At 72.6% G+C, this 26,136-nt stretch carries 21 protein-coding genes; 16 read left to right on the forward strand and 5 right to left on the reverse strand.

The genetic code is table 11. The features are described from left to right. Positions 1 to 5 precede the first annotated feature (5 nt). Together ACIRL2_RS33275 and ACIRL2_RS33280 are read left to right on the forward strand one after the other, a co-directional pair. The gene (locus ACIRL2_RS33275; protein WP_395865150.1) at positions 6 to 1,118 is read left to right on the forward strand and encodes an AAA family ATPase; all 1,113 of its coding nucleotides are present in this window, start codon (positions 6 to 8) and stop codon (positions 1,116 to 1,118) included. Further along, the gene (locus tag ACIRL2_RS33280) at positions 1,115 to 3,952 is read left to right on the forward strand and encodes a hypothetical protein (protein WP_402237078.1); all 2,838 of its coding nucleotides are present in this window, start codon (positions 1,115 to 1,117) and stop codon (positions 3,950 to 3,952) included. Before ACIRL2_RS33275 ends, ACIRL2_RS33280 begins: the two co-directional genes overlap by 4 nt. A 64-nt stretch (positions 3,953 to 4,016) precedes the next feature. On the opposite strand, the gene ACIRL2_RS33285 is transcribed toward ACIRL2_RS33280, so the two are convergent. The 5 genes from ACIRL2_RS33285 to ACIRL2_RS33305 form a co-directional block, all read right to left on the reverse strand. Next, the gene (locus ACIRL2_RS33285) at positions 4,017 to 5,909 is read right to left on the reverse strand and encodes a hypothetical protein (RefSeq protein WP_402237081.1); all 1,893 of its coding nucleotides are present in this window, start codon (positions 5,907 to 5,909) and stop codon (positions 4,017 to 4,019) included. 5 nt (positions 5,910 to 5,914) lie between these two features. After that, positions 5,915 to 6,949 carry a CU044_5270 family protein gene (locus ACIRL2_RS33290; protein WP_402237084.1) on the reverse strand — a complete coding sequence of 345 codons (1,035 nt, stop codon included), beginning with the start codon at positions 6,947 to 6,949 and terminating at the stop codon, positions 5,915 to 5,917. After that, positions 6,946 to 7,518: an RNA polymerase sigma factor gene (locus ACIRL2_RS33295; RefSeq protein ID WP_402237087.1), complete on the reverse strand. Its 573-nt coding sequence runs from the start codon at positions 7,516 to 7,518 to the stop codon at positions 6,946 to 6,948. Before ACIRL2_RS33295 ends, ACIRL2_RS33290 begins: the two co-directional genes overlap by 4 nt. 200 nt (positions 7,519 to 7,718) lie before the next feature. After that, on the reverse strand, positions 7,719 to 8,222 hold the full coding sequence (locus tag ACIRL2_RS33300; protein ID WP_395865140.1) for a hypothetical protein: 504 nt from the start codon (positions 8,220 to 8,222) through the stop codon (positions 7,719 to 7,721). A 111-nt stretch (positions 8,223 to 8,333) separates the two neighbouring features. Continuing rightward, positions 8,334 to 8,927, reverse strand: coding sequence for a helix-turn-helix domain-containing protein (locus ACIRL2_RS33305; RefSeq protein ID WP_402237090.1), 594 nt, complete (start codon positions 8,925 to 8,927; stop codon positions 8,334 to 8,336). 48 nt (positions 8,928 to 8,975) lie between these two features. Between ACIRL2_RS33305 and ACIRL2_RS33310 the strand changes: the two genes are divergently transcribed. From ACIRL2_RS33310 to ACIRL2_RS33375, 14 genes are all read left to right on the forward strand, one after another. Then, positions 8,976 to 9,887 carry a class I SAM-dependent methyltransferase gene (locus ACIRL2_RS33310; RefSeq protein WP_402237093.1) on the forward strand — a complete coding sequence of 304 codons (912 nt, stop codon included), beginning with the start codon at positions 8,976 to 8,978 and terminating at the stop codon, positions 9,885 to 9,887. 269 nt (positions 9,888 to 10,156) lie between these two features. After that, entirely contained in the window at positions 10,157 to 12,301 is a 2,145-nt protein-coding gene (locus tag ACIRL2_RS33315) for a PEP/pyruvate-binding domain-containing protein (RefSeq protein WP_395865134.1), read from the forward strand. Beyond that, a complete protein-coding gene (locus ACIRL2_RS33320; RefSeq protein ID WP_402237095.1) occupies positions 12,298 to 13,209 on the forward strand; it encodes a hypothetical protein in 912 nt (303 codons plus the stop codon). The genes ACIRL2_RS33315 and ACIRL2_RS33320 overlap by 4 nt, the downstream gene beginning before the upstream one ends. Before the next feature lie 284 nt (positions 13,210 to 13,493). Next, the gene (locus ACIRL2_RS33325; RefSeq protein WP_395865130.1) at positions 13,494 to 14,096 is read left to right on the forward strand and encodes a fused DSP-PTPase phosphatase/NAD kinase-like protein; all 603 of its coding nucleotides are present in this window, start codon (positions 13,494 to 13,496) and stop codon (positions 14,094 to 14,096) included. Positions 14,097 to 14,235: 139 nt separating this feature from the next. Then, positions 14,236 to 14,643: a YciI family protein gene (locus ACIRL2_RS33330; protein ID WP_395865128.1), complete on the forward strand. Its 408-nt coding sequence runs from the start codon at positions 14,236 to 14,238 to the stop codon at positions 14,641 to 14,643. Between the two features lie 8 nt (positions 14,644 to 14,651). After that, positions 14,652 to 15,797: an RNA polymerase sigma factor gene (locus tag ACIRL2_RS33335; protein ID WP_402237226.1), complete on the forward strand. Its 1,146-nt coding sequence runs from the start codon at positions 14,652 to 14,654 to the stop codon at positions 15,795 to 15,797. A 695-nt stretch (positions 15,798 to 16,492) separates the two neighbouring features. Further along, a complete protein-coding gene (gene asnB, locus ACIRL2_RS33340) occupies positions 16,493 to 18,334 on the forward strand; it encodes an asparagine synthase (glutamine-hydrolyzing) (RefSeq protein ID WP_402237098.1) in 1,842 nt (613 codons plus the stop codon). 110 nt (positions 18,335 to 18,444) lie between these two features. Next, positions 18,445 to 19,701, forward strand: a complete 1,257-nt coding sequence (locus tag ACIRL2_RS33345) for a cytochrome P450 (protein WP_402237101.1) — start codon at positions 18,445 to 18,447, stop codon at positions 19,699 to 19,701. A 116-nt stretch (positions 19,702 to 19,817) separates the two neighbouring features. Next, positions 19,818 to 20,888: an L-tyrosine/L-tryptophan isonitrile synthase family protein gene (locus tag ACIRL2_RS33350; protein ID WP_402237103.1), complete on the forward strand. Its 1,071-nt coding sequence runs from the start codon at positions 19,818 to 19,820 to the stop codon at positions 20,886 to 20,888. A 214-nt stretch (positions 20,889 to 21,102) separates the two neighbouring features. Then, a complete protein-coding gene (locus ACIRL2_RS33355; protein WP_395865121.1) occupies positions 21,103 to 22,185 on the forward strand; it encodes an iron-siderophore ABC transporter substrate-binding protein in 1,083 nt (360 codons plus the stop codon). Between the two features lie 22 nt (positions 22,186 to 22,207). After that, positions 22,208 to 23,245 carry a FecCD family ABC transporter permease gene (locus ACIRL2_RS33360; RefSeq protein WP_402237106.1) on the forward strand — a complete coding sequence of 346 codons (1,038 nt, stop codon included), beginning with the start codon at positions 22,208 to 22,210 and terminating at the stop codon, positions 23,243 to 23,245. Continuing rightward, entirely contained in the window at positions 23,242 to 24,297 is a 1,056-nt protein-coding gene (locus ACIRL2_RS33365) for a FecCD family ABC transporter permease (RefSeq protein WP_395865116.1), read from the forward strand. Before ACIRL2_RS33360 ends, ACIRL2_RS33365 begins: the two co-directional genes overlap by 4 nt. Continuing rightward, positions 24,276 to 25,112 (forward strand): ABC transporter ATP-binding protein, encoded by an 837-nt coding sequence (locus tag ACIRL2_RS33370; protein ID WP_402237108.1) that lies wholly within the window; start codon positions 24,276 to 24,278, stop codon positions 25,110 to 25,112. The genes ACIRL2_RS33365 and ACIRL2_RS33370 overlap by 22 nt, the downstream gene beginning before the upstream one ends. Before the next feature lie 78 nt (positions 25,113 to 25,190). Continuing rightward, complete coding sequence (locus ACIRL2_RS33375) at positions 25,191 to 26,009, forward strand: class I SAM-dependent methyltransferase (protein WP_395865112.1); 819 nt, start codon at positions 25,191 to 25,193, stop codon at positions 26,007 to 26,009. Positions 26,010 to 26,136 lie beyond the last annotated feature (127 nt).

Consider the following 26,136-nt stretch of genomic DNA (forward strand, 5'->3'; position numbering starts at 1 on the left):
ACGAAATGTCCGACCTGCTGCGCGCCCCCGCCGAAATCAAGTACGCCGAGGAACTGGACTGGCTCGAGTCGATCGACGACGGCCCCAAGCCCTTCAGTTGGCGGCTGTCCCCCAAGATGGTCCGCCTGTTCGTGCTGGGCTCCGAGCGCTCCGACGGCCTGGATCGCGAGATCGCACAGAAGTGGTTCGGGGACCGCTCCATCGTGGAGCGAGCCATCGTCACCCTGGCCTCCGACCGAGGTCTGCTGCTGATCGGCGACCCCGGCACCGGCAAGAGCTGGCTGGCCGAACTGCTGGCCGCCGCGATCTGCCGCAACTCCACCCTGGTCGTCCAGGGCACGGCCGGCACCACCGAGGACCACATCAAGTACTCGTGGAACGTGTCCATGGTGATCGCCAAGGGCCAGTCCCGGGAATCGATGATCCCCTCGCCGATCATGACCGCGATGGAAAGCGGTGCGATCGGCCGCTTCGAGGAACTGACCCGCTCCACCAGCGACGTGCAGGACGCGCTCATCTCCATCCTGTCGGAGAAGTACGTCTCCGTTCCCGAACTCGACAGCGACAGCATCGTCTTCGCCAAGCCCGGGTTCTCCATCATCGCCACCGCCAACAGCCGTGACCGGGGCGTCAACGACCTCTCCTCCGCGCTCAAGCGCCGGTTCAACTTCGTGCGCATCCCGGTGGTGACCAACAAGAAGAGCGAGGCGGAGATCGTCCGCTTCCGCACCGAGGAACTGCTGCGCCGGCACCGGATCGAACTGGACGTGCCGCCCACGCTGCTGGACGTGCTGCTCCAGAGCTTCGCCGACCTGCGCGCCGCGGCGGCCGCGGCCGGCAGCGACGACGAGAAGCTGGAGTCGTCGTTGTCCACCGCCGAACAGATCGGCGTCCTGGAGGACGCCATCCTGCACAGCAACTTCTTCGGCGAGCGCGCGCTGACCGCGCACACCCTCGCCTCCTCGCTCGTCGGCTCGCTGGCCCGGCGCGAGCCGGAGGACCTGGCCATCATGAACAAGTACCTGCACGGCGTCGTCGAGCCGCGCGGGAAGGAAGAGGGCGGGCTCTGGCCGGAGTTCCTGGAGGGCGGTCGCCACGCGATCGCCGGCCTGTCATGAGCGGCCCGAACGAGGGCGCGTTCGACGGCCTGCGCGGCCAACTCGAGCAAGCCGCAGCGACGTTCGCCGACGGGCCGGACGCGCTCAAGGAGATCCTGCTGGGCATCGTCGACGACGTGGACCGCGCGGTGCGCGAACCACTGGAGATCTTCCCGGTCTGCCACCACTCGCCCGCCTCGGCGATCGCCATGGCGCGCAGGCTGCGCGAGAAGCGGCCGAAGGTGGTGTACCTGGAACTGTGCGAGGACATGGCGCCGCTGCTGACCGAGCTGCGCAACTGCACCCTCCCGGTCGCGGTGCAGTCCTTCGCCGCCGAGATCGAGGGTTTCCCGGCCGAGTGGGCACCACTGTCGGTGGTCGCGCCGATCACCGAGGCGTCCGCCGAATACCAGGCGATCGCCTACACGTTGGACACCCCCGGCACCGAACTGGTCCTGGTCGACCGCTCCTCGGACCACGTCTTCCAGTGGGAGCCGCGCGGCACCAAGTCCGCCGAACCGGCCGACCCGGACGCGGCGCCGGCCGACGAGGAGAGCGCGCTGCACGGCGACGCCGTCGGCCTGGAGATCGGTGACCTGCGCCCGCGCTTCGCCGAACTGGAGGAGCACCTGCTGCGCCACGGCCGGGTGCGGCACTGGTCGGAATGGTGGCACCAGTACGTCGAACTGCCGCTCGGCGACTGCGACCACGACACCTACCGGCAGGTCATGCTGCTGATCGGCAGCCTGTTCCGGCGGCTGGCCCCCGGCGATCCGCAACGGGTACGGGTGGACGAGGACCGCGAACGCTACATGTGGACCCGGACCCGCGAACACCTCGCCGCGACCGGCACCGATCCGGCGGACTGTCTCTACGTCTGCGGCGCGTTCCACGCGGCCTCGCGGGTCGCCGAGTTCGGCGTGCACGGCGCCGATACGTTCGAGATCACCCCGCGCACCGCGACCACGTGGCAACACGGCCTGATCCCGTCCAGCCACGCCGCGATCGAGGCGCAGTTCGGCCTCGCGGCAGGGTCCGTGTCGATCGCCGCGACGGTGTGGGCGAAGAACCTCTCGCGCACCGGCGTGGCACCGTTCCGGCTCACCGGACAGGCGGGCGCGAAGAAGACCGCGAAGCCCAAGAAGAGCGCCGCACGAGCGACCGCGTCGACGGCGGTCGTCCCGGCGGCCTCCGGGCCGAGCGATCCGCTTCCGGCGGCCGATCGGCTGACCGGCTTCCTCGGCCGGTCGCCCGTGCTGGACCGCCTGGACGAGGCCGAACTGCTCGGCTGGTCGGTGGACGTGGTCCGCGCCGCACGGCGCAACGGCTACCTCGCCTCGACCGCCGACGCCATCTCGGTTTTCGAGACCTCGATCCTGCTCGCCGGGATGCGTGACCGGGCCAAGCCCACGCCGTACGACTTCCAGGACGCGGCGGTCACCTGCATCGAGAAGGACAGCGTGCCGGGCCGCCGCGACGTGCGCCGCATCGTCGAGATCATGATGGGCGGCGACCGGATCGGCAAGGTCGGCTACGACGCGTTGCCGCCGCTGGCCCGCGACGTGCATGACCGGCTCGCCCCGCTGCAACTGAACCTGGAACAGCGGGGCGTACGCAGGGCGTTGCTGGACATCGCGGCCCGGCCGGAACTGGAGCGGTGCGCCGATGTGTTGTGGATGCTCCGCTACCTGATGCCACCCGGCGCGGCCCGCCCGATCATGGGCGAACGCCGACTCGGCGAACGACCGATCCAGGAATCGTGGGACCTGTCGCTGGGCACCCACCAGCGCGCCCTGATCGAACTCGGTTACGAGGGCGTCAGCATCGAACAGGTGCTGGAGCAGCGGCTGCGCCGGACGGCGTACGGCCCGCACGCGACCGCGGCGACCGTCCTGGAGGCGGTCGAGGACGCCACGCTGTACCTGCGTGGCCGCCGCCTGGCCGACGAGTTGGGTACCCGCGCGCTGGAAGTCCTGGCGACCGAACGCAGCGTCGACGGGGCACCGGAAGTATTGCGCCGGGTAAGGCGGTTGCTCGCCTACTACCGGACGAGTGAACCGGTGCTCCCGGCGTGGATCGAGTCGTTCGTCAAGACCGGGTACGCGCACTACTGCACCCTGTTGCCGACGGCGTTCACCGACGAGGACGCCGGCGTGCGTCAGGTCGCGGCGATGCTGGGCTTCCTGTTCAGCATGGAGACCCTGGCGCTGTCGCTGGGCTGCGACCGCACCCAACTGGAGTTGGCGGTCGGGCAGTCGCACCCCGAGGAGCCCGCGAAGGTGGCGTTGTTGTGGGCGGCGCAGGTGCAGTTGGGCGTGCTCTCGCGCGCGGACCTGCGTGCGCGGTGCGACGACATGCTCGACAACCCGATGGTGCTGCCCGCCTATCCGCACTACCTCAGTGGCTTCGTGCACGCGCTGGAGCCGGTGCCCGGGCTGACCGACTTCGTGGTGGAGGCGGTGTCGAACGCCTTCGCCCGACTGCCCGACCCGTTGCTGCTTCCGTGGTTGCCGACGCTGATCGGTACGTTGCGATCCGGCGGCGCCGAGTTGGCGCCGCTGCTGATCCGCGAGGCGGGACGGATCTTCCCGGGTCGGCTGCGGGCACTGGACGAGTGGGTGCCGCCGTGGCTTGCGCCATCGGTGCCGCCGGCCCGGTTCTCGGCGCGGCGTGGAGGCGGCGCCGGCGGCCTCGCGCTGCTCACCGCGCACCCCGCCACGTGCGATGCGGTGGCACGGTTGCTGGGCTGCGACGATCCGTGGGAGGCAGCGGAACAGGGTGCGCCGGGTGCGGTGTTGGTCGACCGCCACCCGGACGCGGCGACGGCCCTGGCCGTGCTGCTCGACGGCTCGTGAACCCGACCCGGGCGGCGGCGCGCGTCGCGAAGTCGCCGCCCGGGTCTGCCGTCGGAGAGCGGGCTCAGCGGGCGCAGAACTTGCGTTCGGCGGCCTTGGGGTCGGGCGGGATGGTCAGGGTAGCGCGGTCGAAGGATCCGGTGAGGTTGCGCAGGAAGCGGCCGGGCGACATGGGCTCGGTACTCGATCGCAGGAGTTCCTTCAGGTCACCGCAGTCCAGCGCCGCCCGGGCCGCGCGGATGTCCTCGATCGGGACCACATGCGCGGGAATCCGGGCCCACGCGGCGGGATCGACGTACAGGGCGATGTTCCAGGCGAGCGGGAGGAGTTTCTCGTGCCCGGCGGCCACGTGCTCGGTCTGTTCGATGTGCGCGCCCACCGTGTTGCCCAGACCCCACACGTCGACCACGATCCCGCGCAGCGGGGTGACCACGCCACCGACACCGAGCCGCCCCATGACTACCCCCTCCCTCGCCGGCAGGTCGGCGCGCAAGGGAAGCGGCGGCAACGCGGCGGCGTCGGCGAGGTAGTTGCCGTCCGGCACGAGCATGCGCCTGCCGTCGGCGTCCATCCGGAACAGTTCCGCGCGCAGTCCCGGCAGCGTCGCGCTGTGCGCGTGCGACGTGGTGGGGTTCGGGGTGCGGGTCCAGTTCACGTACACCATACGTTCGTTCCAGGTCTGGTACACACCGGCCCGGGGACCGTCCGTGGTCACCAGACCGGAGCGCAGAGCGAAGCCGCACCACGTGGCCCAGACCGGGACCAGGACGACCAGGACCCCCACGCGCCGGTCGACGGGAACCAGCAGGATCGGCAGCAGGGCAAGCATCAGCACCGGCAACCACATCCGCCCGTGCATGAAGTCCCCGCCGACCCGGAGCACGTACAGGCCCTGCACCGCCGCGGCGACGACCGGCGCCGCGCCGAGGAACCAGGTGCGTCGCTCGCGCGGGCCGCGCCGGACCAGGAGCGCGGCGACGAGCAGCAGCACCAGCACGGCCGGAATCCACAACCGGTAGGGATCGGCGAAGTCGACGAGGTAGTCGAAACCGCGCCCCCACAACTGCCGGGTCGCACTCTTGGTGACGGCGGGCATCGGGTAGGGCAGGCCGTAGTAGCCCATCCGGAAGACCTGATACAGACCGGGCAACAGGCCGGCGCACACGCATACCGCGAGCGTGGCCCGCCGGGGCAACCGTGTCGCCATCGCCATGGCGACCAGGAACACGAGCGAGGTCGCCGCCAGTTCGGGGCGGATCAGCGGACCGAGTCCGAACACCACCGCGATCCCCAGGACCCGCCCGGTCGTCGCGGCGTTCGGGCCGCATGTGACGAGCAACCGCCAGGAGAGCCCGATCCAGGCCGTCGCCAGTCCGGTTTCCAGTCCCGACGTGGCGAAGTCCCAGACCGGGGGCAGCGCGACGAACACCAGCGCACCGGCCGGGACCAGGTACCGTCCGGTCTCGGCGCGCAGGAAACGGCGGGTGCCCGCGAGGGCGAGCCACACCCCGGCGATCGACAACACGAGCCCGGCGTACACGGCGGTCCGGGCCGGGTCGCCCGGCGTGAGCAGGGCCGGCAGCGCCAGCAGCCACTGCCACAGGGTGCCCGTCGAGGTCTCCACCCGCTCGCCGGGGCTGTACACGGGACCGTTGCCGGCCGCGATCTCCCGGGCCGCGCGCACGTAGATCAGACCGTCGTCGGTGATCCACCGACGGTGCCACCCCATCACCGCCACCACCAGCAGGGGCAGGGCGATGGCGAGTCGGTCCGCGATCCGGAACCGGCGCCCGGTATGCGGGTCCTCGCGGGCGGGCTCGGTCGGCACGGCGGAGGCCCGGGCGGTGTCGGACATATGGATGGGCATGGTGGCGCGGTTCATGTCGTCCTTGCGTTCCGGTGCGGTGGGCGGGGCGGCCGGCGGGGCGGTGTCGCGCCCGCCGAGGGTGCGGGCCATGCCGCTTACGGTCGCCGGTGGGAAGTGGTCGAGGGTGAGCGCGATCCGGTGACCTCGGCTACCGGGTCGCCGGGCATGATGTCGACTATGTCGCGCTTCAGCACGGTCGTTTCCCACATCACCGTCCCGTTCGGGTGATTTTCGCCGGGCGTCGCGAGCACGCCCCGCGTGCCCAGGAAGACCCGGCTGCCCCTTTCGAAGACCAGTTCCCCGCGTATGTTGGTGACCGGATCGGTACGGTTCAGCCCGATCCCACGCCGGCCCCGTCCGTCCACCGCGTCGGCGACGGCCACCACGCCCGGCGTACGGGCCGCCACCTCGTACAGCGCCTCGGCGATTCCCGGCGGCAGCACACCTTGGTCGAGGATGTTCCGGATCTCGTCGAAGACGGCCTGATCCGGATCGACCTTGCCGCCCCCGGGCCACGCGTCGCGCCCGCGAAGCGCCGCCGACACCGCCTCCGGGGTCGCGGGCAGCGCGGCCAACTCCGCGTAGTTCCACCGCATCGGCCGATCGTTGAGGACCAACCCGGAGACGGGGGAGCCGGGTTCGTCCAGGAACCACCGACGACCGTCCTGGGCGAACCACTCCTTGCGGGCATGCGGCGGGATCTCCACCGGAACCCCGTCGACAGCGGACCACGAGGACGTTTCGAGTTCGACGTACAGGACCTGCCCGGGCCGTGGCACCGCGGACGCGTCGGGCGCGGCGGCGGTCTGCGCGGGCCGCCGGGTCGTGGGGTCCGGCGCCGCGACCAGGAACACGGCGGCGGCCACGGCGCCGACCGCGACCATCGCGCCGATCGGCGCCAACTGCCGCCGGGCACGTCGGCGGGGCGCGGCCGTGCGCGCGGCGTCGGCGGTGATCGCGCGCATCAGGTGTTCCTCGAGCAGCCGTTGCCGAGCGGGGGTCGGCCGGGCATCCCCGACCAGGGCGCGCTCGGTCGGGTCGCCGGCCGGTCGGGCGCGGTCGGTCGAGACGGACTCGGTGGACTCGCCGGACATGGTGGGCTCTTCGGGTGCGGGCACGTCGTACTTCATCGGGTCGGCTCCCGGAGGATCGTCGGAACGGGCGCGGGACGTGCGGCGGTGGCGACGCGGGAGAGGAAGGGGGCCCGGACGGACCGAAGTTCCTCGTCGGCCAAGGCGCGCAACCTGACCCGGGCCCGGGACAGGCGGGAGCGTACGGTCCCCACCGGCAGGCCCAACGCGTGCGCGGCCTCGGCGTAGGTCAGTTCCGAACACACGCACAACAGGAAGACCTCGCGGTCGGTGCGCCGGAGCCGGCCCAGCGCGGCACGCGCGGCGGCCAATCGTTCGCCGTCGTCGATGCGGGTGACGACCGCGTCGGCGATGTCGGGAACGACCGTGTGCGCGGGCGACCTTGCCATCGCGTGTCGATGTCTTCGCGCGGCCCGATTACGGTTGCGCAGCACGTTGATCGCGATGCCCATCAACCAGGGACGCGGGGTTTCGCCCTCGTCCCGCAATCGCTCACGCAGCCGCCACGCCTCCAGGAACGTGAGCGAGACGACGTCCTCGGACGCCGCCCAGTCCCCGGTGACGCGGTAGGCGTGCGCGTACACCACCCGGTGGTGGTCCTGGTACAACTCGCGAAAGGCGACCGGATCGCCGCGTGCGTCGAATGGTTCACATGCCGAGTTGTCCGCGCGAAGGGTCGGGTTCCCGTGATCCGGATCACGGTACAGCCACGGTGGGGGCCGGCGTCGGTCGGCGCCGGCGCACGGTCGCGGGCTCCGGGACGTGCGGGAGATCGGAGTCGGTGGCCCGCGCCGCGCCGCAGGCGGGTTCACTCCGCGTGTCGAGGTCCGGGGGCCGAGGAGTGGGCGGGCCGGTCGGCGTGCTCCAGGGCATCGTCGATCGCGTCGGCCAGGACGTGCAGTTGGGCCGCCCAGTCGGCGCGGGACATCGCCTCGGGGGCGATCCGGGCGCAGCCGGCCGCGGTGATGACGGCGACGGTCTCGGCGGCGGTCAGCGGGACGGCGCCGAGGACGGGGCCGGCCGGGCTCGCGTAGGGGTCCAGGTACAGGAGCAGGTCGGCGTCGACGCCGGGGTGTGGCGGCCGGTCCGGCCCGGGGCCGGTGGGCTCGCCGACGTGCAGGCTGCGCAGGACGTGCTCGATCGCGCCGGCGAGCGCCCACGCGGGGCCGCCCGGGCGACCGTGCGCGCACAGCCACGCGCCGGCCCGCTCGCCGGCGGCGGTGACCCGCTCCAGGGCGGCGTGCTGCTCGGGCGAGATACGGGCGTCGGCGGAGGTGGGGGAGTCGCCGGGCGGTGGCGCGTGGTTGCTCATGCCCGGTGAACGAGCGACCACGCGACAGGTCGCTGTGCCGCCGGCGGGCGGGTGGAATCCGGCGGCGGACGGCGCCCGGTCGCGGCACGCCGAGGTGTCGCGCGGTCGGTGTCAGGGTTTCGGCGTCCGGCCGGCGGATGGCAGGTGGGTGCGTTCCCCGTTGTGGTCGAGGATGATCAGCAGTTCGACGGGACCGTCGTGCGCGCCGACGGAATGCGGCGTCATGGTGGAGAACTCGGCCGCGTTGCCGGCCTGGATCAGGATGGTGCGCTCGCCCAGTTGCAGCCGGGCCGTGCCGGACAGGACGGTGAACCACTCGCGGCCCGGATGCACCTTGAGGTGTTCGGTTCCGGTCGGCCGGTCGGGGGTGATCCGCAGCTTGGCCACGGTGACCCCGTGCAGCGAGCGTTCGTTCGACAACAGCCAACTGGTCATGCCCTGCGTGTGACAAGGCTCGGGGCGGATCACCACATCCTCGTCGTCGGCGGATTCGACGAGTTGGTCGAGCGTGGTGTCCAGCGCGCGGGCGATGCCCACCAATTGGTCCAGAGCGATCCGGCGGTGCCCGGTCTCGATCCGGCTCAGGTTGGACGGGCTCAGGTGGCAGCGGGCGGCGAGGGCGTCCAGCGACCAGCCACGGGCGAGTCGCAGGCCGCGAATGCGGTGGCGGACGATGTTGTCCAGGCCTACTTCTTCTTGCGCCATAGGCAAGAGTATATGTGTCACGCGCATGGATGTGCCTATCGTGAGGCCATGGAAACGCACTCGGATCGGCACGGCCACCACCGGAACCACGAGCACCATCAGCAGCAGGACCGGCACCGGCACGACCACGACCACGACCACGGTGACGGGGCCACGGGGCACGACGAGTCGGCGTCGGCGGACATGCTGGACCTGGACGCCGAGATGCTCGGGTCGCTGCTCGACGAGATGACCGACTGGGTCGGGCGGCACGGCCCCGACGCACCGAAGCGGGTCGCCGACGTGGGCGCGGGCACCGGTACCGGGACCCTGGCGCTGGCCCGGCGATTCGAGGCGGCCGAGATCGTCGCGATCGACCGGTCGCCCGCGCTGCGCGACCGCCTGCGCGCGACCGCACACGGCGCGGGACTCACGGATCGGCTGCGCGTCGTGTCGGCCGACCTGGACGTCGCCTGGCCGTCCGTCGACGCCGTCGACGTCGCGTGGGCGGCCTCCTCGATGCACCACGTCGCCGACCCGGACCGGGTGCTCCGCGACATCCACGGAGCGTTGAACCCCGGCGGCGTGCTGGCTGTCGTCGAGATGGACGCGCTGCCGCGCTTCCTGCCGGACGACATCGGCGTCGGCCGCCCAGGGCTGGAGACCCGCTGCCACGAGGCGGCGGCGCGAGCGGGCTGGAACGCGCACCCCGATTGGCGGCCACACCTGGAACGGGCCGGCTTCGAGCCGGTCGCGCAGCGCACCTTCACCGTCGAGGCGAGCCCGGCGCCGCCCGCCGCGAGGCGGTACGCGCGGCGCCAGTTCGCCGCCTTCCGGGTCGCCGTCGAGGGTCGGGTGGCCGCCGACGACCTGGACGTGCTCGACCTCCTGTTGACGCAGGACCACCCCGGCGCGTTCCCGAACCGCCACGACCTGACGCTGCGGAGCAGCCGTACGGTCTGGACGGCCCGCCGTCCCTGAGTCCGCCCCGGACGCCGACGCGCCCACGGTGCCGCCGTTTCGTCGCGCGGTGCCCTGGCCGGTTTCCACCCGTCGGATTGCCCGATGTGCGGACGGAGAGGGAAGCTTGAATGTCGAGATGTCGGTACAGCCCGTCGGCCGTGTGCCCGGGACGCTCCGTTCCGCTCGGGAGCACCGGAACCGGTCGGCACGAGCACCGGAAGCGGAACTCGGTACTGAGCACCGCAAGCGGAACCCGGTGCAGGCACCGGCGGCGGAAGGAGCCCGCCATGGCGGTCGAGGCGAACCGGCTGGTCGTCGTGCCGTTGGAGGCCGAGCGGGCCCACGATCCGCGGCTGACCGGCGGCAAGGCCGCCCAACTGGCCCGCGCCGCGGCCGCCGGCCTGCCCGTCCTGCCGGGGTTCGTGCTCGTCCCGGCCACCCGCGCCCCCGATGCCCCGCACGGCGAGGAGTCGTTGCGTCGCGCCTGGCACACGCTGGCCGAGGGCGGTTCCCGGTCGCTGATCGTGCGGTCGTCCTCGGTACACGAGGACACCGCGACCTCCTCCATGGCCGGGCGCTTCGCGACGGTCGCGGACGTGCGCGGCTGGGACGCCTTCACCGCGGCGGTGGACACGGTCCTCGATTCGGCGCGGGCCGCCGACCCGGACCTGCCCGGAGACGGCACCGGGGGCGACGGCATGGCCGTTCTGGTCCAGCCGATGTCGTACCCGGTCGCCGGCGGGGTGATGTTCGGGGCCGATCCCGTCGAAGGGCGCGAGGACCACATCCTGATCAGCGCGGTGCCGGGCAGCCCCGCCCGGCTCGTGGACGGGCGTAGCGACGGCGTGCACTACCGGCTCACCCGCCGCGGCCGTCGGCTGCCCACGCGTCCCGCCGAGCCGTCGGGTCGGCATGTACTGGGCCGGCGCCGGTTGCATCGGCTCGTCGTGCTCGCCGGGCAGACCGGGCGCCTGTTCGGCGCGCCGCAGGACATGGAGTTCGGCTTCGACGCCGACGACCGTCTGTGGCTGTTCCAGTCCCGCCCGATCACCGCGATGAGCGCGCGGCCCGCGCGGGGCGCGCGACTGCTGGGGCCCGGGCCGGTGGCCGAGACCCTGCCGGACGTCCTGCAACCACTGGAGGAGGACCTGTGGGTGGCGCCGATGGCGCACGGCCTGGCCGTCGCCCTCGACGTCACGGGCACCGCTCCCAGGCGCCGGCTGCGCACCGTCCCGGTCGTGCGCACCGTCGACGGCCTGGCGGTGGCCGATCTGCGCCTGCTGGGCACCGTGCCCTCGCCGCACCCCGTTCTCGACATCCTCAACCCCGCACCCGGTGCCCGTGCGGCCGGAGCGGCGTGGCGGGTGGGACGCCTGCGATCCGCGCTGCCCCTGCTCGCGCTGGACCTGATGGCCGACGTCGATCGCCGGCTCGCCGAGTTCCCGGCGCCCGGCGAGATGCTCGGCGGGCGGCTCGTGTCCGCCGCGTCGTGGGGTCGCCGGGCCCTGTCGGCGCTGCACGCGCAGGAGGCGCTGGCCGGGGCGCTCCTGGGCGGCGGTGCGGGCGCCACGCTCGCCGGCGAGGCCCTGGCCGTGCTGTCCGAGGGGCGTACGGCGGGCAGATCCGACGCGGACCTGGTGGCGGACCACCCGGTCCTGCTGGCGCTGTTTCCGCCGTCGCTGCATCGCGCGCGTCGGCTGCCCGGGCGCACCGGCTGGACGGGCGCGCCCAGGGGAGTGGGCACGCTGCCGTTCCGGGAGGGACTGCGGCTGCGGATCCGGTGGGTGCAGGAGATGCAGGTGGGCATGGTGCGCGAGTTCGCCGCCCGGCTCGCGACGGCCGGTCTGATCGAGGATCCGGCCCAGGTGGCGCGGTTGCGCTGGAGCGAACTGGTCGCGGCAGCCGGTGGCGCCGACCTCCCGGCCGACCTGCCCGCCCGGGTGCCCAGGCCGGACCGGCCACCGCTGCCCGCCGCGTTCCGCCTGGTCGAGGGTCGGCCCGTCGCGGCGCCGACCCGGACCGGTCGCGGCGACGGCGGCCGGGGCGCGGGCGGCGGTACCGGTACGGGCACGGTCTGGGACGGTGGCGGGGCACGGCCCGAGCACGCGGTGCTGGTGGTGCGTGTCCTCGACCCGGCACTGGCCGCGCTGCTGCCGGGCCTGGCCGGACTGGTGTCCGAGACCGGTAGCCCGCTATCGCACCTGGCCGTCCTGGCCCGCGAACGCCGCGTTCCCACCGCCGTCGGCGTGGTCGGCGCGGTGGACCGGTTCGTACCCGGGACGACACTCACGGTGGACGGCGGCACCGGCCTGGTGACTTCTCCCGCCGACGCGGGGCGACCGGCGGCGGACGGAGCGGACGCGGACGTCGAGGGCGCCGGGGACGGGGAGCGTGGGGTGGGGGCGGGGTCCGGGAAGGGAGCGGGCGCGTGAGGTACCTGGCGTTTCTGTTCGGCGGCATCGCCGGAGCCGCGTCGGCCTGCTACGCGGTGGTCTACCTGTACCGGTGGGAGTGGAACCGGGCGGTCTTCTGCCTGTTGATCTTCGTGATCGTGGAGATCCTGGTCGTCGCGGCCGTGCTGCTCGGCCGGATCGCCCGGCTGGAGCGGCACCTGGGGGAGGCGGACGAGCGTACCGAGGAGGCCCGGCGGCGGTTGGAGCAGGCGCGCGACGAGACCGGGACGGGCCGGTTTCGTTGGCTGGACGCCGAACGCATGGACAGCCGTGACACCCACCACGTGTTCGTGCCCGTCCTGCTGGCCGCGGGCGTCGTGCTCTCCGGGGTCGCCTGGGTGATCCAGCGGATCGCGCGGCTGACCTCGCATCCGGTCTCGAGCGGGATGCTGGCCCGGCGGTTGGTGGCCCTGAACGCACCGGCCGACGACCAGGCCCTCGGCGTCGAGCCACAACTGGAGGATCGACCCGCCGTCGCACCCGCCCGCCGGGTGCGCGCGGTCGCGGTGGTCGCCGGCGCCGTGCTCGCGGCAGTCCTGCTCGCCCTCGCGGTCGACCGCTTGGCGGACGCCACCGAGAGCCGGTCCGAGGGGCCGCCCGAGTCGGTCGCCAGCACCGTGGTGTTCCGGGTGATCTCCCGCGAGGAGCGCGAGATCGCCCGCGAGGTGGCCGCACGCGAGCTGTGGGAGGGCTGCCGCAGCTCCACCGGGGCCCGACCCGAGTACGCCCTGCTCGGCCGCCTCGACACCGATGTGTGGGTGGGCGTCGTGCGGCCGGCGCTCAACGACCACGACATGATGCGGCTGCGCGGGTGTCTCCAGGACACGAGGGCCTTCCACGCGCGCGCCGAGATCGTGGGCGAGGGGCAGGCGCCACCGCGACCCTGAAAATGGTTGATTTGAGGCTTTTTACCGTTAAATCAATATTGTTACTAATATCTTGAGATCGATCGGTTAACCTTGAAGTACGACCCGTCGGTTCCCCAGGGCCCGGGACGTTGCCCGTAGCCCGCAAACATCGACGGTGATTCCACTTGTCCGGACCCAAGGTCCTCACGCGTTCCGCCTTCTCCCCCACGCCTGCCACACCTGCCGCCGGAGCCCCTTCGGCCGCGCCCGCCGGTCCCCGGCGGCGCACGACTCGACGGGTTCTGAAGTACGTACTCGTCGCCGTGCTCGCTTACGGCGTGATCTGGCTGGTGTCGGTCCTGGGCATGCTGGGCGCGCACGCGGTCGCCCAGCAGGGCGAATCCTCGGGCAGTTCGATCGCCGGGATGAACCACGTCAAGCAGGTGGACGACAAGGTGTGGCGCGGTTCCGCTCCGGGTGTCCCCGGATACCGGGAGCTCGCCGACCGCGGCGTGCGGACCGTCGTGGACCTGCGCGCGGAGAAGATGAGCCAGGCCGACCTGGAGCGTCCGGCGCAGGCCGGACTGAAGCTGGAACGGCTGCCGATCCGGGACGGTCAGACTCCCACCCAGGCCCAGGTCGACGATTTCCTGCGGATCGTGCAGACCTCCGACGGACCGGTGTTCGTGCACTGTGGTGCGGGCGTCGGCCGGACCGGCGCGATGACGGCCGCCTACTCCGTGCGGACCGGCGAGGCCACCTCCCAGCAGGCCGCGCGCCAGGCGCTGGCCGTCGGACCCCCCTCGGTCGAGCAGGTCTACTACATCCTGGGCAACGACCGGAACGGCAGCGAACAGCCGCCGCTCGTGATCCAGATCATCAGCCGCATCCTGGACGCCCCGCGGCGGATCAAGGCGTCGATGTAGCCCCACATCACCCCCGGACGGCATCGTTCTCCGCAAGGGTCGAAAAAAGTTCGGCCGATGATGTCGAGAGCGCGTGACCGGCTCCGTCCCCGGTGTGCAGGCGACCACAATGGGTCGCATCACACCGAGGAGAAACACGATGGCCAAGTACCTGTTGCTCAAGCACTACCGCGGCGCTCCGGCCTCGGTCAACGACGTGCCGATGGAGAAGTGGACGCCGGAGGAGATCTCGGCGCACGTGAAGTACATGAACGACTTCGCGGCCCGGTTGGAGGAGACCGGCGAGTTCGTGGACAGTCGGGCGCTCGCCCCGGAGGGGACGTTCGTGCGGTACGACGGCGAGGGGCGCCCGCCGGTCACCGACGGTCCGTTCGCCGAGACCAAGGACCTGATCGCCGGGTGGATGGTGATCGACGTCGAGAGCTACGAGCGCGCCGTCGAACTGGCCGGGGAGTTGTCGGCCGCCCCCGGGGCGGGCGGGCGCCCGATCCACGAATGGCTGGAACTGCGCCCGTTTCTGGGCACGCACCCCACCGTCACGGAGTGACCCCACCGATGGACGAAGCCCTGCTCCGGAGCCTCACGCCGGGCGTACTCGCCGTCCTCGTGCGCCGCGGAGCCGACTTCGCGGCAGCCGAGGACGCCGTCCAGGACGCCCTGGTCGAGGCACTCCGCGTCTGGCCGGCCGACCGGCCGCGAGATGCGAAGGGCTGGTTGGTCACGGTGGCCTGGCGCAAGTTCCTGGACGCCACCCGCTCGGATGCCGCCCGCCGTCGGCGCGAGGACCGCGTCGACGAGGAGCCGGCACCCGGGCCCGCGCCCGCGGCGGACGACACCGTCCAGCTCTACTTCCTGTGCGCCCACCCCTCGCTGACGCCCTCCTCCGCGGTCGCGCTCACGCTGCGCGCGGTCGGCGGGCTGACCACCCGCCAGATCGCCCAGGCCTACCTGGTGCCCGAGGCGACCATGGCGCAGCGCATCAGCCGGGCCAAGCGCACCGTCTCCGGCGTGCGGTTCGACCGGCCCGGCGACGTCGCTACCGTGCTTCGTGTGCTCTACCTGGTCTTCAACGAGGGCTACTCCGGCGACGTCGACCTCGCCGCCGAGGCCATCCGGATCACCCGGCAACTCGCCGCCGCGATCGACCACCCCGAGGTCGCCGGGCTGCTCGCCCTGATGCTGCTCCACCACGCCCGGCGGGCCGGCCGTACCGCGCCGGACGGGAGCCTGGTGCCGCTCGCCGAGCAGGACCGCGGTCGGTGGGACACCACGTCGATCGCCGAGGGCGTCGTGATCCTCCAGGCGGCGCTCGCCCGGGACCGGCTGGGCGAGTTCCAGGCCCAGGCCGCGATCGCGGCGCTGCACGCCGACGCGCCCACCGCCGAGGAGACCGACTGGGTGCAGATTCTCGAGTGGTACGACGAACTCGTGCGCCTGACCGACAGCCCCGTGGTCCGGCTCAACCGCGCGGTCGCCGTCGGCGAGGCGGACGGACCGCGCGCGGGCCTGGCGGCGCTCGCGGCGCTGGAGGACTCGCTGCCTCGGCACACCGCGGTGGCGGCGTACCTGCACGAGCGCGACGGCGACCCGGCGACGGCGGCACGGCTGTACGCCGAGGCGGCCCACAAGGCGTCCAACCTCGCCGAACGCGACCACCTGACGCGCCAGGCCGCCCGGCTCAACTCCCGCCGAGGTCGCTGACGGGTCGCGCCGGGGTCGCGCCGGGGTCGCGCCGGGGTCGCGTCGGATTGCGACGGGATCGTCCCGCGGTATTCGGCGCGGCCCTCGCGGCCTCGGGGCCGGAACGGTCGGCGTACGGTCGAAGCCTGCGGGCTTGAACGGTCCGCCGCCCCGCGAGGGGTGCGCCTGGGGGCGGCGGACCGTTCGTCTCGCCGCCGGACCTGGTTGGGGGGCAAGTCTCCGGCAGCCTGAAGAATGTAGCGGTCCGCTCCGACACCGCACGTCCCGGCGGACCGGACCGGGCCGGTCGCCCGGTTGCCCCTCGCCGCCCCGCTGCCCCTCGCACCGCCCCGAGCCGCCTTCCGCGCCGCGCCCCGCGCCGGCCGATCCGTCCGACGCGGCCTTTCTCCGGCGTTGACCCTGGCCGCCCGTGGTGCGCCGAGACGTGCGCCTTCGCGCCGTCGCCGCCGCGGGCCGGACCGAGCCGCGCGGGAAAACGGTGCCGAGTCCGGAACCGGAGGCGATCGCCGCCCGACTACTCGGATGCGTGTGCGGACGTGTGTGCGTGTCGGTGGTGCGATGGCTCCCTCGTCGCCGCCCGTGCGGGCGGATCGCCGCGAAGATCGAGACCGAGATCGACAACACGGGCCCGCCCGTCCCATCCCGAACCGATGTGACGGCTTCGCCCCGTCTCCCGACCGAAGGACGGACCACGTATGTGCGGTATCACCGGCTGGGTGTCCTTCCGGGACGACGCGCGGCCACGGCGCTCGACCCTCGACGCGATGACCGCGACGCTCGCCCGGCGCGGACCGGACGCCGGTGGTGCGTGGCTGGACGCCCATGCCGCCCTGGGACACCGGCGATTGGCCGTACTCGACATCGCGGGCGGCCGGCAACCCATGACCGACCGGCGCGACGATCCCGAAGTGGTCCTCGGCTTCAGCGGCGAGGTGTACAACCATCACGAACTGCGCGCGGAACTCCGGTGTGCCGGGCACGAGTTCCGCACGCGCAGCGATACCGAGACGGTGCTGCGCGCCTACCGGGAGTGGGGCCAGGGCTGCGTCGACCATCTGGAGGGCATGTACGCGTTCGCGATCTGGGACGTCCGTCGGGCACGGCTGGTACTGGTCCGCGACCGGCTCGGCGTCAAACCGTTGTACTGGGCGAAGGTCGAGGGCGGGATCGCCTTCGCCTCCGAGCCCAAGGCGCTGTTCGCACATCCCGAGATCGACCCTTGCGTGGACGCGGACGGGCTGCGCGCCGCCTACGGCCTGCTGTTCGACACCGGGCCGACCGTCTGGACCGGGATCCGCGAGATCGCGCCCGGCTCGATGTTGACCCTCGACCGCGACGGCATCCGCGAGCGTGCCTACTGGCAACTGGCGATACAACCCCACCACGACGATCGCGACAGCACCGTCGAGCGGGTGCGCGACCTGGTCGAACACGCCTGCCGCAGCCAACTGGAGGCGGACGTGCCGGTGTGCAGCCTGCTCTCCGGCGGCCTGGACTCCACCGTCGTCACCGCGCTGCTCGCCGACGAACTGCGTCTGCGGGAAAGCCCCGACGCGCGCATTCGCTCCTACGCGGTCGACTACACCGACCAGGCCCGCTCGTTCACCGCCGACGTGCTGCGCACCGGGCACGACACCCCGTTTGCGGCGGAGGCGGGCCGGTTCATCGGCACCGACCACGACACCGTCGTCCTGGACCCGCTCGCCCTGCTCGACCTCGACCACCGCCGTGCGGTCGTCGCCTGCCGCGACTCGCCGATCGGCGTGGGCGACATGGACACCTCGCTGTACCTGCTGTTCGGCGAGATCCGTCGGCACTCCACCGTCGCGCTCTCCGGCGAGGCGGCGGACGAAGTCTTCGGTGGCTACCCGTGGTTCCACGATCCGGCCGCGCTCGCCGCCGACACCTTCCCCTGGTTGCGGGTCACCGGCGACGAGGCCGCCATGCCGCTGCACCCGGATCTGTCCCGAACCCTGCGGATCGGCGAGTTCCGGGCGGACACCTACCGCGCCGCGCTCGCCGCCGTCCCGCACGCGGACCACGAGGACGCCGGCGAACATCGGCTGCGCGAACTGCGGCACCTGTCGCTGACCCGCTGGCTGCGCCAACTCCTGCACCGCAAGGACCGGTTGAGCATGGCCCAGGGACTGGAGGTGCGGGTGCCCTACTGCGACCACCGCCTCGTCGAATACGCCTACAACGCGCCGTGGTCGCTGCACACCTTCGACGGTCGGGAGAAGAGCCTGCTGCGGGCCGCCGCCGGCGACACCCTGGCCCCGCCCTCGGTGCTGCGCCGAGCCAAGAACCACTACCCGGCCACCCACCACCCGGACTACAACCGCGGCCTCCAGGACCTGGCCCGCGAGGCGCTCGACGCGCGCGGCGGCGAGATACGCGGCATCGCCGACGAGACGGCCATCAAAGCCTGCCTCGACGCCCCCGCCGACCGGCTCCCGTGGGGCCATCGGCTGCGCCTGGAACGTGTCGTCGACCTGGCTCTGTGGCTCGACGAGTACAACCCGCGCGTCACGCTCTGACCGCCCCCGCCGCGCCCCCCGCGCCCCGCGCGCACCCCGCACCCACCGCGTCCCGCACACCCGCCGCGCACCCGACCCGCCCCACGACCTCGTCAGGAAGGCGAACACCCGTGACCCAGGCCGAATCCGGCGCGAACAGCCTCGAACCCGTGGAACCGGTGGAACTGTACGGGGCCGAGTACAAGCGTGACCCGTACCCCCTGTACACCAAGCTCCGCGACGCCGGCCCCGTTCATCGGGTGCGCTTCCCGAGCGGGGTCGGGGCCTGGCTGGTCACCGGATACGACGCGGCGCACGCGACGCTCAACGACCCGCGTCTGGGCAAGAACCACGACCTGGGCAACGACCGGTGGCGGGCGCTGGCCTCGATCATGCCCGAGCCGCAACACGCCCAATTGCAGGTGCACTTGCTGCACCAGGACCCGCCCAAGCACACCGCGATGCGGCGCCTGGTCACCGACGCGTTCGCGCCGCGTCGGATCGACGCGCTGCGACCGCGCATCCAAGAGCTGGCCGACATCCTGGTCGACGCCATGCCCGCGGACCGGGGCGCGGACGTCGTCGCGTGCTTCGCCGCCCGCTTCCCGTTCCTGGTGCTGGCCGAAGTCATCGGTCTCCCGGCCGAGTCGGCCGCCGGATTTCGCCGCGAGTGGTGCAAGGTGGTCCAGCCGGTGGGTCCCAAGGACCCCGGACGCGATGCCTACGAGGGCCGGTTGCGCGCGCTGCAGGCCTACATCGCCGACGTGGTCGCCGACCGGCGCGCGAACCCGGACGACGGGCTGCTCGCGCGACTGGTCGCCGCGCACACCGCCGGCGAGCTCACCGACCACGAGCTGGACTCGATGGTCTTCCAACTCCTGGTCGCCGGACAGGAACCGGTCACCAATCAGATCAGCACCGCGCTGATGACCCTGCTGCGCCATCCCCGACACCTGGCCCGGCTCCGCGAGGACCCCACCCTGCTCCCCGCCGCGGTCGAGGAACTGCTGCGGTACGACAGCGCGTTCGAGCTCACCACGTGGCGCTTCCTCGGCGCGGACGACGACCTGCACGGCACGACGGTGCCCGCCGGCGACTCGGTGATCGTCTCGCTGTGCGCGGCCAACCGCGATCCCGCACGTTTCCCGGACGCCGACACCCTCGACTTCGACCGCAGCCCCAACCCGCATCTGGCGTTCGGGCACGGCATGCACTTCTGCCCGGCCGCCGCCCTGGCCCGGGTCGAACTCCAGGTCGCCCTCGGCACCCTCCTCGCGCGCCTGCCCGGCCTGGCGCCGGCGGTACCGGTCGAGGACATCGCGTGGATTCCCGCCGTCCTCGCCCGCGGTGTCGACTCCCTCCCGGTCACGTACACCGAACGCGTCTGACCCGAGCACCCGAACCCGCCACCGCCGCCCGGGTCGTCCCGCCCGTGCCGCCCCCACACCGCCCGCCGCCCGCGCCGAGGCGTCCTGCCGCCCTGCCCCCGTGGAGAAGCCGACCCATGCACGCCACCCACCCCCACGATCCCGCGGACCGCGCGAACACGTCCGCGACCTGCGCCGCGATCCTGAACCTCCTGCTGCCGCACCGCCGCGCGACGGAGGAGGAACGCCGCACCGCGACCGAGGCCGGAGCCGGCGCCGCGGACACGGGCGGGGTGGTGGGCGAATCGGTCGCGGACTTCCCCATCCAACTCGACCGACTCGCCCGTTTCGTCGGGCGCGACGAACCCGTCGTGTTCACCCTGCCCGGCTTCCCGTGCAAGTCGCCCAACCCCGCCAAGGTCCTGGGCACGTTGCCCGACGAGGGCGAACGCCTGAGCCTGGCGTTCCTGCACCGCCTGTGCGCGGCGATCGCCGCCGTACACCCGCCCGGTGCGCGGATGGTCATCTGCTCCGACGGCCACGTCTTCGCCGACCTGATCCACGTGCCCGACGGGCACATCGACGCCTATGCCGACGAACTGCGCGCGATCATCGCCCGCGAGGACCTGCACCACCTGAGCGTCTTCGACCTGCGCGACGTGCGTGGCGAGGACTCGCACGACGACAAGCGCGCCTGGCTGCACGCGCGCCACGCGCCCACGATCGCGCAACTGCGGGCCCAGGTGCGCGCCGACGAGGACACCCTGCGCCTGTACCGGGGCATCACCCGGTTCCTCTTCGAGGACGCCGTCGACTTCCCCGGCACCCGCTCCGCGCTGCAACGCGACTGCCGCGCCCGCGCGTACGGCGTCATCCAACGCAGCCGCGCCTGGAGCGACCTGGTCGCCGAGCACCACCCGCACGCACTGCGGCTGTCCATCCACCCGCAACGACGCGGCGCGGAGAAGTTCGGCATCCGCCTCCTGGACGCCCCCGACGTGTGGGCCACTCCCTGGCACGCCACCGTCCTGCACCACCCCGACGGCCGCCCGCACCTGCTCCACCATGCCGAAGCGGCACGATCGGGCGTCCTGGTTTACCGGGACGGCCGCCCCAGCCACTTCCGCCGGGAGACACCGAGCCCCGCGCCCGCACCCGGTACGACCACCGGTGCGGGATCCGCCGGCGCGGGCAGTCGGGTCGCGTGACGCGCCTGCGTGTCGGTGACACGCAGTGATCGCCGCCCCGCCCCTCGCGGAGGTCGATGTGTCCGAGGAGGGGCCCATTGAGGCGCGATGGTCGTTTAGCTTAGGCTGACCTAACAAGCGCGACATTCTCGGGCTGTACGACACCGCCCATGCTCGGCTACTCACTGTAGTGGGTTGATCGCCGACTGTTCGGTTGGCAAGGAAGAGGTCATCGATGTCCCCGCTGCCCAAGGGCATGATCCGCCGCCGATTCGCGGTGCCGGTCGCCGCCGCCGTGCTCGCCCTCGCGCTGGGCGCCTGCGGCTCGAAGGACGACGACAAGAAGTCGGCCGGCACCGATGGCGCCGCGACCCCGGCGCCCGCCGGTTCGGGCGCGCCCGCCGCGTCGGCCTTCCCGGTGACCATCAAGAGCGCGCTCGGCGATGCGAAGATCACCAAGAAGCCCGAACGCATCGTGACCCTGGGCCAGGGATCGACCGAGACCGCCATCGCCCTGGGCCAGGTGCCGGTGGGCATCGAGAGCTACGAGTGGGGCAGCGACAAGTCCGGCTACCTGCCGTGGGTGCACGACGCGGTCACCAAGGCCGGCGGCAAGCTGCCCAAGCAGTTCAAGGGCGGTGAGGAACTGGACATCGAGGCGATCGCCGCGCTCGACCCGGACGTCATCCTCGCCCCCTGGTCCGGCATCACGCAGAAGCAGTACGACCTGCTGAAGGACATCGCGCCCACGGTCGCCTACCCGGACAAGGCGTGGAGCACCAACTGGGACCAGCAGATCGACATCGTCAGCAAGGCCCTCGGCCGGCCCGACAGGGCCCAGGAGCTGACCGGCAGGATCAAGCAGCAGCTCGCCGACGCGGCGGCCACCCGGCCCAACTACAAGAACGTCACGTTCTCCTACATCTACACGACCGGCCCCGGCACCCTCGGCGTCTTCAAGCCCGAGGAACAGCGCGTGTCCGTGGTGTCCTCGCTCGGCCTCAAGGTCGACCCGATCGTGAACACCTTCCCGGAGACCGACGGCACCGACTCGGCGCTCATCGGCTTGGAGAACGCCGACAAGCTGGCCGCCAGCGACGTGGTCTTCACCTTCTACACCGACGCCAAGACCCGCCAGGAGATCGAGGCCCAGCCGCTGTACGCCTCGATACCCGCGGTCAAGCGCGGCGCGGTGGTCGCGAGCAACGACAACCCGTTCGTGACCGCGTCGTCGATGATCAACCCGCTGACCGTGCCGTGGAGCATCGAGCGCTACCTGCCGCAGATCGACGCGGCGGTCGCCAAGGCCGGCAAGTAGCCGCGGCCGAGAAACGAATCGGATGACCGCCGACACGCGCGTGCGTCCGGCCGGAACCGGGACCGGTGCCTCGCGCACCGGTCCCGCCGGTCGCGTCGCCGCTCTCTTCGCCGGATGCCTCGTGCTGCTGGTCGTCGCGCTCTTCGCGAGCGTGATGTTCGGCAGCAGGACGACGTCGTTCGGCGACGTCGTGGACGTACTGACCGGGCACGGCGACCCGTACCTGACCACCGTGGTGGAGAGCCGCTACCCGCGCACCGCGCTCGGCGTGCTGGCCGGCGTGTGTCTGGCGGTGGCCGGCGCCCTCATGCAGGGCGTCACCCGCAACCCGCTGGCCGACCCCGGCCTGCTGGGCATCAACGCCGGGGCCGCGGCCGGCATCGTCACCGGCACCGCGTTCGCCGGTGCCACCGGCTCCTGGGCGGCCCTGTGGTGGGCCCTGCCCGGGGCGCTGCTCGTCGGCGTGTTCGTGCACGTCCTGGGCGCGGGCGGCGGCCCGGTGCGGCTCGTGCTGGCCGGCGCGGTCCTGTCCGCCGTGCTCGGCGCGTACATCCAGGCGGTCACGCTCGGCAAGCCAAAGGTCTTCGACAGCTATCGCTACTGGGTCGTGGGCGCGCTGGGCGGGCACGGCTGGGACGTCTTCTGGTCGATGTTGCCGTTCGGCGTACTCGGCGTGTGTGTCGCGCTGTTGCTCGGGCCCGGCCTGAACGCGCTCGCCCTGGGCGAGGAATCGGCCACCTCGTTGGGCGCCGATCCCGCCGTGCTGCGCGCGGCCGGCCTGGTGACCGCCACCGTCACCAGTGCCGCCGCGACCGCCGCCGTGGGGCCGATCGCCTTCGTCGGCCTGGGCGTCCCGCACATCGCCAGAGCCCTCGTGGGCGGCGACTTCCGCCTGCAGATCGGCTTCGCGGCGCTGCTCGGTCCGACCCTGCTGCTGGCCGCCGACGTGGTGGGCCGGATCCTGCTGCGCCCCCAGGAGTTGATGGTGGGCGTCGTCACCGCGTTCGTGGGTGCGCCCGCCCTGCTGTTCGCGGTACGCCGGATGCGGGTGAGCACATGAGCACCACACCGCGGACCCGACGCCCGGGCGGCTACCTGCGGATCGGGAGCACGATCGCGCTGCCCGTGCGCGGGGCGACCGTGCTCGTGGCGATCGTCATGCTCACGCTGACCGTCGCGGCCGCGTTCGCCACGCTGACCATGGGCCGGCTCGGCATCGCCCCGGGCGACCTGCTGCCCGCGGTGTTCGGCGGCGCGGAGGGCAAGGAGAAGTTCGTGCTCAACCGGCTGCGCGGGCCGCGCCTGGTGGTGTGCCTGGGCGCGGGTGCCGCGTTCGGCCTCTCCGGCGCCCTCTTCCAGACGGCCACCCGCAACCCGCTGGCCAGCCCGGACGTGATCGGGCTCAGCAGCGGCGCGGGCGCGGGCGCGGCGATCTTCGCGCTCGTGGTGCCCGGCGACACCCCGGTGTGGATCGGCGCCCTGCTCGGCGCGATCGGCGCGATGGCCATCGTGTACCTGGCCACCGGCACCGGGTTCCGCGATCCCGGACGCCTGGTCGTCGCCGGGATCGGCGTCGCCGCGATCGGCACGGCGCTGACCCAATACGTCGTCTACGTCGTCGAACGCGACAAGGCGAGCGCGCTGAGCGCGTACGTCAACGGCAGCGTCGCGGCCCGGTCCTGGGACGACGCCGGCACCATCGGGCTGGTCCTGCTCGTCGTCGCCGGCCCGGCGGTGGCCCTGTCCCGGCATCTGGACCTGGGCGAGATGGGCGACGAGGTGGCCCGCGCGCTCGGCGGCAACCCCGGCCGGGCCCGCAGCCTGGCCGTCGTACTGGCCGTCGTACTGTCCGCGGGCGCGGTCACCGTGGCCGGTCCGATCGCGTTCATCGCGCTGACCGCGCCGCAGATCGCCCGCCGGCTCACCCGGGGCACCGGCCCACACCTGGTGTTGTCCACGCTGACGGGCGCCCTGCTGCTGACCGTGGCCGACCTCGCCGCGCAACAACTGCCCTGGGTCGAGCCGCTGCCGGTGGGCATCTACACCCTCGCCTTCGGCGGGGCCTACCTCGGATTCCTGCTGACCCGCGAATGGAGGAGTGGACGACTGTGAACGACCAACCGGCGCCCGCCCCGGCCGGGCTGAGCGCCCGCGACGTGACCCTGTCGTACGGCCGCAAGCCGGTTGTCGAAGGCGTCGACCTCGACCTCCCGCACGGCGGCCTCACCGTCATCGTCGGTCCCAACGGGTGCGGCAAATCCACCCTGCTCAAGTCGTTCGCCAGAGTGCTCAAGCCCGTGCGCGGCACGATCACCCTCGACGAGAGGGACGTACACGCGCACCGCGGACGCGAGTTCGCCCGCCGGGTCGCGCTGCTGCCGCAGAGCCCGATCGCGCCCGAGGGCATCAGCGTGCGCGGCCTGGTGCGGCGCGGCCGGCACCCGCACCACACCCTGCTGCGTCAGTGGTCGCCCGACGACGACCGCGCGATCGCCTTCGCGCTGGAGCGGACCGGCCTGGTCGACCTCGCGGACACCCCGGCGGGCGACCTGTCCGGCGGGCAGGCCCGGCGGGCCTGGATCGCGATGGTCCTCGCCCAGGAGACCCCGATCGTCCTGCTGGACGAGCCGACCACGTTCCTCGACATCGCCCACCAGTACGAGCTCCTGGAACTGTGCGCCGAGTTGAACGCCGAGGGCCGCACTGTCGTCGCGGTGCTGCACGACCTCAACCAGGCCGCCCGCTTCGCCTCCCACCTGGTGGTGATGAAGGCCGGCCGAGTCGTCGCCGAGGGCCCGCCGGGCGAGGTGCTGACCGCCGCCCGCGTCCACGACGTGTTCGGCCTGGCGTGCGACATCGCGCCCGACCCGATCACCGGCACCCCCATGGTGATCCCGCACGCGCGGCGCGGCGCGGTGGTGGGGTGAGCGCGGCGGCGTGCGCGCGAGCCGGCCCGCCGTATATCGGTTGAGCCGTGCGGCCGCGGCCGGCTAGCGTGGCTGGTCATGACGAAGATCGAGGCCGCGGCCGACTGGCGGGACGTCAATCGGGCCAATTGGGACGAGCGGGTCCCGATCCACAGTGCCAGCCGCTTCTACGACGTTCCCGGCTTCGTCGCGGGCAAGGACGCGCTCCGGGACTTCGAACTCGCCGAGGTGGGCGACGTCGACGGCCGTACGCTGGTCCACCTCCAGTGCCACATCGGCCTGGACACGCTCTCCTGGGCCCGGCGCGGAGCCACGGTCACCGGCCTGGACTTCTCCGAACCGGCCGTGGCCGAGGCCGGCGCCATCGCCGCGCGGATCGGTGCGAGCACGGCCCGATTCGTCACCTCCGACGTGTACGACGCCGAGGCCGCGCTCGACGGGGCGACCTTCGACATCGTCTACACCGGCCTGGGCGCGCTGTGCTGGCTCCCGGACATCGACCGCTGGGCCCGTACGGCGGCGGCACTCGTCGCGCCGGGCGGCTTCCTCTACCTGGCCGAGTTCCACCCGTTCACCGACGTCCTGGCCGAAGACGGCCGCACCGTCGAACTGGACTACTTCCATCGCGAGCCGACCGTCTGGGACGAGCCGGGCACCTACACCGACGCGGACACGGAGACCTCCGCGAACATGACGGTCGAGTGGCAACACGGCATCGGCGACGTGGTCAGCGCCCTGATCGCCGCCGGGCTGCGCCTGGAGTTCCTGCACGAGCACGACTACTCGCTGTTCGCCCGCTTCCCGATCCTGGAACACGACGACGGTCGCTACCGCTTCCCCGCCGGACAGCCGCGTGTTCCGCTGATCTACTCGCTGCGCGCGACGAAGGCGGCGTAGGCCCGCCGGCCTCGTACGCGGACCTGCGCGAGCGGCCGGCCGACGAACCGGGACCCGGCGCGTGGACCGGGTTGCTGACGCGGTGTCAGGGGAGACCGCTGCGGCGGCGTCGCCTGCGGCGGTATTC

The sequence above is a fragment of the Embleya sp. NPDC127516 genome, from assembly GCF_044765325.1.
GTDB lineage: Bacteria > Actinomycetota > Actinomycetes > Streptomycetales > Streptomycetaceae > Embleya.